This window comes from Nonomuraea sp. NPDC003201 (assembly GCF_053590415.1).
Genome location: NZ_JBSFTC010000412.1, coordinates 1 through 7,890 on the forward strand (window position 1 = coordinate 1; position 7,890 = coordinate 7,890).

General features: G+C 72.9%; 6 protein-coding genes and 1 pseudogene. 3 read left to right on the forward strand and 4 right to left on the reverse strand.

Annotated elements, in window-relative coordinates; all coding sequences use genetic code 11:
* Nucleotides 1–190: 190 nt before the first annotated feature.
* The gene (locus ACWDX9_RS56030) at nucleotides 191–2,158 is read left to right on the forward strand and encodes an ABC1 kinase family protein (RefSeq protein WP_449970991.1); all 1,968 of its coding nucleotides are present in this window, start codon (nucleotides 191–193) and stop codon (nucleotides 2,156–2,158) included.
* 101 nt (nucleotides 2,159–2,259) lie between these two features.
* Complete coding sequence (locus ACWDX9_RS56035; protein ID WP_350726709.1) at nucleotides 2,260–2,793, forward strand: NADPH-dependent FMN reductase; 534 nt, start codon at nucleotides 2,260–2,262, stop codon at nucleotides 2,791–2,793.
* A gap of 6 nt (nucleotides 2,794–2,799) precedes the next feature.
* Here ACWDX9_RS56035 and ACWDX9_RS56040 read toward each other — a convergent pair whose 3' ends face one another.
* The 3 genes from ACWDX9_RS56040 to ACWDX9_RS56050 are packed head-to-tail and all read right to left on the reverse strand — an operon-like array spanning nucleotide 2,800 to nucleotide 6,397.
* Entirely contained in the window at nucleotides 2,800–3,981 is a 1,182-nt protein-coding gene (locus tag ACWDX9_RS56040; protein WP_449970995.1) for a GEVED domain-containing protein, read from the reverse strand.
* Nucleotides 3,982–4,013: 32 nt separating this feature from the next.
* On the reverse strand, nucleotides 4,014–5,207 hold the full coding sequence (locus tag ACWDX9_RS56045; RefSeq protein ID WP_449970998.1) for an NAD(P)-binding domain-containing protein: 1,194 nt from the start codon (nucleotides 5,205–5,207) through the stop codon (nucleotides 4,014–4,016).
* Nucleotides 5,208–5,227: 20 nt separating this feature from the next.
* On the reverse strand, nucleotides 5,228–6,397 hold the full coding sequence (locus ACWDX9_RS56050) for a carboxylate--amine ligase (RefSeq protein ID WP_449971001.1): 1,170 nt from the start codon (nucleotides 6,395–6,397) through the stop codon (nucleotides 5,228–5,230).
* Between the two features lie 170 nt (nucleotides 6,398–6,567).
* Here ACWDX9_RS56050 and ACWDX9_RS56055 point away from each other — a divergent pair, with 170 nt between their 5' ends.
* Nucleotides 6,568–7,647: a glycoside hydrolase family 26 protein gene (locus ACWDX9_RS56055; RefSeq protein ID WP_449971004.1), complete on the forward strand. Its 1,080-nt coding sequence runs from the start codon at nucleotides 6,568–6,570 to the stop codon at nucleotides 7,645–7,647.
* Nucleotides 7,648–7,667: 20 nt separating this feature from the next.
* Here ACWDX9_RS56055 and ACWDX9_RS56060 read toward each other — a convergent pair.
* A pseudogene (locus tag ACWDX9_RS56060) lies at nucleotides 7,668–7,871 on the reverse strand (glycosyltransferase family 4 protein); the annotation flags it as partial.
* Nucleotides 7,872–7,890 lie beyond the last annotated feature (19 nt).

The window sequence follows — 7,890 nt, forward strand, 5'->3', positions numbered from 1 at the left end:
TCGGGGCGCGCTCCGGAGCCGGGCCCGATGGAGGGCTGGACGTGCCCGACGACCTGACGGCCGCCGAGGTGAGCTTCCGAGGGAGTGACCCGCCCGCTGACGGACCCGCGCCGCCCGCTGACCGGGCCCCACCGCCGAGGCACGTCGCTGACATCCGGCGAGGAGCGCCGCCGTGGAATGATCCTGCCCTATGGATCTCCCCACCCAGCTGCTCCTCAGCGTCTTCACGCTCCTGATGATCATCGGCCTGGCCACGGCGGCGCAGCGCCTGCTGGGCGTCAGGTTCGGCAGGCTGCGCACGTTCCTGGCCGCGCTGGTCGCCTTCGGGCTGGCGCAGCCGATGCTGGAGCCGATCCTGACCTCGCTCGGCCCCATCGGCCGCGAGAACCCGCCCGCCGCGCCGGCGCTGGGGATCCTGCTGCTCATCGTCATGAGCGTGGTGCTGATCCCCATGGTGATCCTGGTGATCGCCGAGGCACTGGTGCCGCCGGGCTCGGTGCCGGGGCCGCTGGAGCTCGTCAGGTCCGTACGCGGCCGCCTCTCCAGGGCCAGGCGATACTCGCAGATCACCAGGATCGCCATCAAGCACGGCCTCGGCCCGTACCTGCGCGGCCGGGGCGAGCGGCTCGACGACCGCCCCGGAAAGGTGCGGCTGGCCAGGTCGCTGCGCGAGGCCCTCGACGAGGGCGGCGTCACGTTCGTCAAGCTCGGCCAGGTCCTGTCCACCCGGCGCGACCTGCTGCCCGCCGAGTTCGTCGAGGAGCTGGGCCGGCTGCAGGACCAGGTCGCCCCGGCGCCGTGGCCGGAGATCGAGCCGGTGCTCGCCGCCGAGCTGGGCGGGCCGGTGGACGAGGCGTTCGCCGAGTTCGACCGGACGCCGCTGGCCGCCGCCTCCATCGGGCAGGTCCACGCCGCCCGCCTGCACTCGGGCGAGAGCGTCGTGGTCAAGGTGCTGCGGCCGGGCATCTGGCCGGTGGTCTCGAAGGACCTCGACATCGTCCGGCGGCTGGCGGCCACGCTGGAGTCCAGGACCCGCTGGGGCCGCTCGCTCGGGCTGCGCGACCTGGCCGACGGGTTCGCGGCGGCGATCCGCGAGGAGCTCGACTTCCGGGTGGAGGCGGCCAACATGGCGGCCGTCACCGCCGGCGGCGGTGTCACGTACCCCGCCCCGATCAGCGCCATGTGCACCGAACGCGTGCTCGTCATGCGGCGCCTGTCCGGCCGGCCCGTCACCGCCGCCGCCCCCGAGCAGGGCCCGCAGCTGGCCCGCGACCTGCTCGACTGCCTGCTCAGGCAGATCCTGATCGAGGGCGTCTTCCACGCCGACCCGCATCCCGGCAACCTCATGCTGCTCGACGACGGCACGCTGGGGCTGCTCGACTTCGGCGCGGTCGGGCGGCTCGACGACTCCGTGCGCTCGGCGCTGCGGCGCTTCCTGCTCGCCATGAACCGCCAGGACCCGCTGGGCGTCACCGACGCGCTGCTCGAGGTCGTACCCAGGCCGGAGGACATCGACGAGGCCGCGCTCGAACGGGCGCTCGGCCAGTTCATGGCCAGGCACGTGACGGCCGGCATGGACAGCGCGCAGATGTTCACCGACCTGTTCAGGATCGTCTCGGCGTACGGGCTGTCGATCCCGCCCGAGGTGGCCGCCGTCTTCCGCGCGCTGGCCACCCTGGAGGGCACGCTCGTGCGCCTCTCCCCCGGGTTCGACCTCATCGGCGAGGCCCGGTCGTTCGCCGGCCGCCATCTCGCCGAGCGGATCACCCCGGAGACGATCAAGGAGTCCGCCACCCAGGAGCTGGTCGCGCTGCTGCCGATGCTGCGCCGCCTGCCGCGCCGTGTCGAGCGCATCGCGAGCGCCGCGGAGCACGGCCGGTTCTCCATGAACGTGCGGCTGCTGGCCGACGACCGCGACCGCCGCTACGTGACGGGCCTGCTCCACCAGGTGCTGCTGACGGTGCTCGGCGCCACGGCCGGGGTGATGGCGGTCATCCTCCTCGGGACGGCCGGCGGCCCACCGGCGCTGGCGAACACCACGCTGTTCCAGCTCATCGGCTACAACCTGCTGGTGATCGCCGCCATCCTGGTGCTGCGCGTCCTGGCCCTGATCTTCCGCCGCCCGCGCGCCTCGGACGATCAACCGGCGCGGAGATAGGACGCGAACGGGCCCAGTCGTGTCTTGACCCGGCCCTGGTCTTGGACATCCGAGACATCGGGCAGGTTCCTGGAAACTTCGGAACCGCTCGGGAGCAGAGGGTGAAAATCATCGGGATCGCCGCCAGTCTCCACGCGGGGTCGTTTATCAACAAATTGCTGGACGCGGCGGGTGGCGAGCTGCCCGTGGGCGTCGACTTCGCGGTGTGGCCGGGGCTCGGCGAGATCCCACCGTACGCGCACGGGCCGGTGCCGGTCATGGCGCGCGAGCTCATCGGGCTGGTCGCCGCGTCCGACGCGGTGCTGCTGACCGCCCCCGAGCACAGCCTGCTGCCCGAGGAGCTGACGTACGCGCTGGACTGGATGTCGGCGCGCAACGGGCTGTCGGGCAAGCACGTGGCGGTGATGAGCGCGAGCGCGCGGGCGTGCGGCGCGATGTGGGCCCAGGCGGAGCTCTACAAGCACCTTCAGGCGGCGGGCGCCGTCGTGATGGGGGCCGAGCTGGTGATCTCCCCGGCCTGCCCGCACTTCGACAAGGACGGCCATCTCACGGATCCCGCCCTGCGCGCCCAGGTGCGCAGGGTGATCGGCCAGCTGTGCCCCTCCGAGGTCATGGAGCCCGCGCTCTCGCTCTGACCCTCCTCAGTCCTTCGCCGGCGACGCGTCGTCCGCCGGGCGGACGAGCTCGATCCGGTGGTCCTCGACCTCGCCGCTGTCGGCCCATCCCGTGGGCAGGGCCGTCGCCTGGGCGGCCAGGCGCAGCCGCATCCAGGTGAGGCCGGTACGGAATGTCTGCGGCAGACTCCAGCGCAGCTCCGCGGTGGTGGCGTCCTTGGCGACCTGCGCGGTGGCCCGCTCGTCCGTGCCGAAGCGGCCGTCGTGGTCGGCGTCGATCCACCCGGTGAGGTACGCGGGCGACCCGGCCCGTACGGGCACCGTCAGCGTGCCGACCCGGTCCTTGACAGTGATCTCCGCCGGGGAGCTCACGGCGTCGTCCTCGTCGGCGCTCACCTCGCGGGCCGCCGTGCTCACCTCGTCCAGATGGTCGGCGGTCGCCGAGGCCCCCAGGAAGGAGTCGGTGATCGCGTGGGAGGCCGCTCCGTACGAGGCGGGCGCGTCGGAGTCGTCCTCGGCCAGCGTGATCTTGAACGCGGCCCACAGTTGCGGGCCCGGGCCCCCGAGCGCGTAGCGCACGTCACGGGCGCTCAGCCGGATCGTGAACGCGGTGACGGTGCCCTTCACCTTGGCCGTGCCGCAGGTGTAGACGACTCCGCAGGTGGTGGACTTGACGGGACGGACCGCTTCCGGCTCGATCGAGTCCGCCGTGACCCGGTAGCCGGGGAAGCCGGCCGCCGCGGAGAAGGCGGGCGTGTCCGGGGTCCCGTCGACCAGGTCGATGGCGGGCCAGTAGTCGTCGCGGCCACGCCTCGGGTCGCGCGACACGCCGCCCGTGCCGAACACGTGCAGGTGCGGGTCGCGTACCGGCCGGGAGAACGTGAACGTCAGCATGGCCACGCCGCTCCAGCCGCCGGGCCGTGCCGCGAAGTCCTCGTAGAGGTCCATGAATCCCGCCGTCATCTTGGCGTTGGCCGGGACGAGGAATTCGTCGTCGGGTGCCCACGTGCTCGCGGTCAGCGCCTCGGCGGAGGCCACGCGCGTCTCCCCGATCATGGTCTTGCGCACGGTCACCGTCACGCCGGACGGCGTCCGCCCCGAGGCCGTCGCCGGCGAGTTGGTGAAGGACGACGGCGCGTCCTCGGCCACGGCCCCGGGGACGCCGGCGAACACCGTGACCACGCAGGCCAGCACCGCATGAAGAACCATTCTCGCTCCCCCCGAAGCAGCTCTGCCCGGATTCACGGCCGGGCTCCCCGCAGGCGGCCCACCAGGCCCCTGGTCACGCGGCGGCCGGCGAAGTCGCAGCCGCACACGAACCGCATGGCCGGTCCGAACGTCGCCGCCGCCGCGAGCCCGACCAGGTGCAGCCCCGCGACGGACGTCTCGAACGCGGGACCGAGCCGCGGCGCCGGACCGGGCGCCGCCACCGCGCGCCGCAGGTCGTCGTGGAGGATCCCGATCCTGGCCACGTCCACCCGGTAGCCGGTCGCCGCGATGACGTGCTCGGTCTCGAGCGTGGTGACCGCTCCCGCGAGGTCCCGCAGCCGCAGCCGGACCCCGTCGCGGTACTCGGAGGCCGCCAGCCGCGCCCCCAGGGTCACCTGCACCGTGCCGTCGAAGCGCTCCTTCAGCCACCAGGACCCGGCCGGTCCGAGGGTGTTGCGCACGATGTGGGCGCGGGCCGCCCGCGGCAGGTGCCTGACCGCGTACGGCATCCGCGACCAGGCCACGGAGGGCCAGCCGCTCCCGAGCGCGGAGCGGGGCGCCAGCACGCGCGACATGACCGGGCGCCGCTCGACGGGCACGTCGTTCCAGGCCAGGGCGCCGGTGCGGGCGACGAGCCGGACGGCCGCCCCCGCCTCGGCCAGCAGCGTCGCGGTCTCCAGCGCCGACTGCCCGGCTCCGAGCACGGTCACGTCCCGGCCCGCGAACCCGCTCAGGTCATGGTGGTCGGAGCTGTGCGTGGCCACCTCCGGCGGCAACGCCGCCAGGGCGCGGGGCCGGTGGGCGAACGGCAGGAATCCCAGGGCCAGCACGACGGTCCTGGCCAGCACGGACGCGCCCGACGCCAGGGAGAGCGCGAACAGCCCGCCCTCGACGCCGACGGCCGTCACCTCCGTCTCCTCCAGCGCCCGGCCGACCGCCTGCTGACGGAACCACCTGCCGTAGGCGACGAACCTCTCCACCGGCACCGGCTCCCCGTAGGAGTACCGGTGGAAGGCGTCGAGGCCGTGTCTGCGATCCGGGTCGCCGAGATGGGACGCGTCCGGCTCGGACTTCAGCAGCATGCCTCTGGGCATGTGGCGTTCCCACGCCCGCATCGGCTCGCCGAACACTCGTGCGTCGAGCCCGGCGTGCAGCGCGTGCGCCGCCACCGACAGCCCGTACGGTCCGGCGCCCACGATCGCCACGTCGATGACCGAGGTAGGCACATTCTCCTCCATTCGCCGTGCTAGGCCCGCTGCCGGGCCAGCCGGGTGAATCCGCGTTTCATCGCCTGCCTGGCCATGGCCACGAAGGGCCGAGGGTCGTCGGCGGACAGCCAGGCAAATTCGTCCGCCGAGCACAGGGCGCGCAGGCTCTTCGGGCCGGCGGTGATGAGGTCGTAGTTCTCCACCACGTAGGTCCGGCCGTGACCGGCCCGTCCCCGGGGCGCGCGCCGGCCGGACAGGTGCAGGTGGGCGGCCCGTACCAGGTCCAGGCCGCTGCTGTCGCTGAACAGCCGGAACTGGGCGCCGAGCCGGGGGTTGAAGTCCAGCAGGTGGTAGGCGTCCCGGCCGGCGTCGTGGCGGAAGTCGATGTCCAGCACGCCGCGGTAGCCCAGCCTCTCCGCCAGTTCGCGGGCGGTGCCCTCCACGACGGGGTTGGGCAGCCACCGCCCGTAGGTGGTGAGCCCGGCGCCCTTGGGATGGGCGCGCTCCTTGCGTCCCGCGCCGCCGTACAGGCAGCGGGAGTTCTCGTCGAAGTAGCCGTGGAAGAACCAGTCCGCGTGCGGCCCGCCGGGCACGAAGCGCTGGAACAGCAGGTCGCAGCCCTCCACGTGCTGGAGCAGCCGGGGCACCTGGCTGGCCCGCCGTACCAGGCTGGTGTTGCGCAGCCCGGCGCCGGCGGGCAGGAGCCACGGCTGCGCCCACTTGGCGACCAGCGGCAGCCCGAAGTCGGTGACGGCGTCCGCGGCGTCGCGTTCGCCGGTGATCAGCCGGGTCTCCGGCTGGACGACCCCGAACGCGGAACACAGCTGCGCCAGCAGGCTCTTGTCGGCGAGGGCGCGCGGCAGTCCGGGCACCTGGTCGGGGATGAGGTAGTGCGGGCGCAGCTCGGCCGCGTGCTCCGCGACGGCGATGGCGCCCGCGTCGTCCAGGGCCAGCAGGACGGCCGGGCGGCCGATGCTCTGGGCGACCTGCGTGAGCGTCCGCACGATGTCTCCGGGGTCCCCGCCGCGCGGCCACGCATGCGCGCGCGCCAGGTACTTGGAGCGGGAGGTCGGCGAGTCCGTCTCCCCGAGGAGCCCGTGCACCTCCACTCCGGCCCTGCCGAGGGAGCGAATGGCGCCGAGGGTCCCATGATGAAAGTTATTGGGGTCCAGTCGCAGCACAAGCGCCGGGACAGTGCAATCGAGCATCTTCCTTCTCCTTCGCGAAAAGCTATAAATCAGGCAAATCGCGAGTCGGATATCCGGATTGCCGAAACATGGGGTATGGAGAAGGAAGGAGAGGCGAGAATCGGGGATGTGCGATCGTGGCAGGAAAGAGATATCTGCGCTTTTCGCTCGCGATAATCACGGGTGCGGCGGTGGCATCGGTCGGTCTGGGCGCGCCGGCGCCCGCTCCGGCGAGCGACCCCGCGGCGCTGGGCGTCTTCCTCGCCTCCGACGCGCGCGGTCCCGAGCTCCTGACGGGCTTCGAGGCGTGGCTGGGGCTCAGGGTGACGGTCGGGCGCACCTATCTCCCCGGCGAACGCTGGAAGTCCCTCGAGGGGGGCGACTCCGAGATCCTCGACGCGTGGACGCGCTGGCGGGCCGCCCGGCCGGGCCGCGTCCTGGCGCTGAACGTGCCGATGGTCACTCCGAACGAGTCCATGATGTCCGACCGCGCGGTGGCGCGACGACTGGCCAAGGGGGCGCACGGCGCCCATGACGGCCGCTTCAGGAAGCTCGCCGGGAAGCTGGTCTCCTCCGGCGCCGGTGACACGATCATCGTGCTCGGCTGGGAGATGAACGGCACCACCTACTCCAGCAGGTGCGGACCCGACCCGGAGACGTGGAAGCAGTACTGGCGGCGCATCGTGAACACCATGCGCGAGACGCCCGGCCAGCGCTTCCGCTTCGACTTCGCCCCCAGCCGCGGGCTCGACGCGGTGCCCTGGACGCAGTGCTACCCGGGTGACGACGTGGTCGACATCATCGGCATGGACAGCTACGACCAGGGGCCCGGGCACGAGTTCGCCGAATACGTCGACCAGCCGTACGGCCTGCGGGCGCACGCCGACTTCGCCGCGCAGCACGGCAAGCCCATCTCGTTCCCCGAGTGGGGGCTGTTCCGCAACGGCGACCGTCCCGCCTACGTCGAAGGGATGCTCGACTGGATCAGTACTCACAACGTGGTCTATCACTCGATCTCCGATTACTGTCCGCACGGCGTCTGGCAGTGTTCGTCGAACCCCGGCTCGTCGGAGGCCTTCCGCAGGCGGCTGCTGGAGCACGCCTCCCCGCCCAGCACGGCCAGCGTGTGCGTGGCGAGCCCGTCCAGCGCGCCGTCCACGCCGAACCCGGCCGCCAGCGCAGCGGCGGCCACCCCCTCGGCGCCGGACGGCTCGGGCTGCCCGAGCCTGACCAGCAGCGCCTCGGCCAGCCCCGCGCTGTCCTCCGGCTGAACGAGCGCGCCGACTCCCCCGGTCACCACCTCGGTGAGCCCGGGCACCGCGCAGGCGACCACGGGCCTGCCCGTGGCCAGCGCCTCCAGCGCGGTGAGCGGCAGGCCCTCCCAGCGCGAGGGCAGCACCACCACGTCGGCGGCGGCGTACCAGGGCCGGACGTCGGCCACGCCGCCGGCGAAGTGAACGCCGGGCACGGCCCGCGACCGCAGCGCGCGCAGCATCGGGCCGTCGCCGACGATG

Bases quoted from the DNA above. Each gene is read 5' to 3' on its own strand.
- ACWDX9_RS56050 (WP_449971001.1), bottom strand. From the start codon at position 6,397: ATGCTCGATTGCACTGTCCCGGCGCTTGTGCTGCGACTGGACCCCAAT.
- ACWDX9_RS56040 (WP_449970995.1), bottom strand. From the start codon at position 3,981: ATGGTTCTTCATGCGGTGCTGGCCTGCGTGGTCACGGTGTTCGCCGGC.
- ACWDX9_RS56030 (WP_449970991.1), top strand. From the start codon at position 191: ATGGATCTCCCCACCCAGCTGCTCCTCAGCGTCTTCACGCTCCTGATG.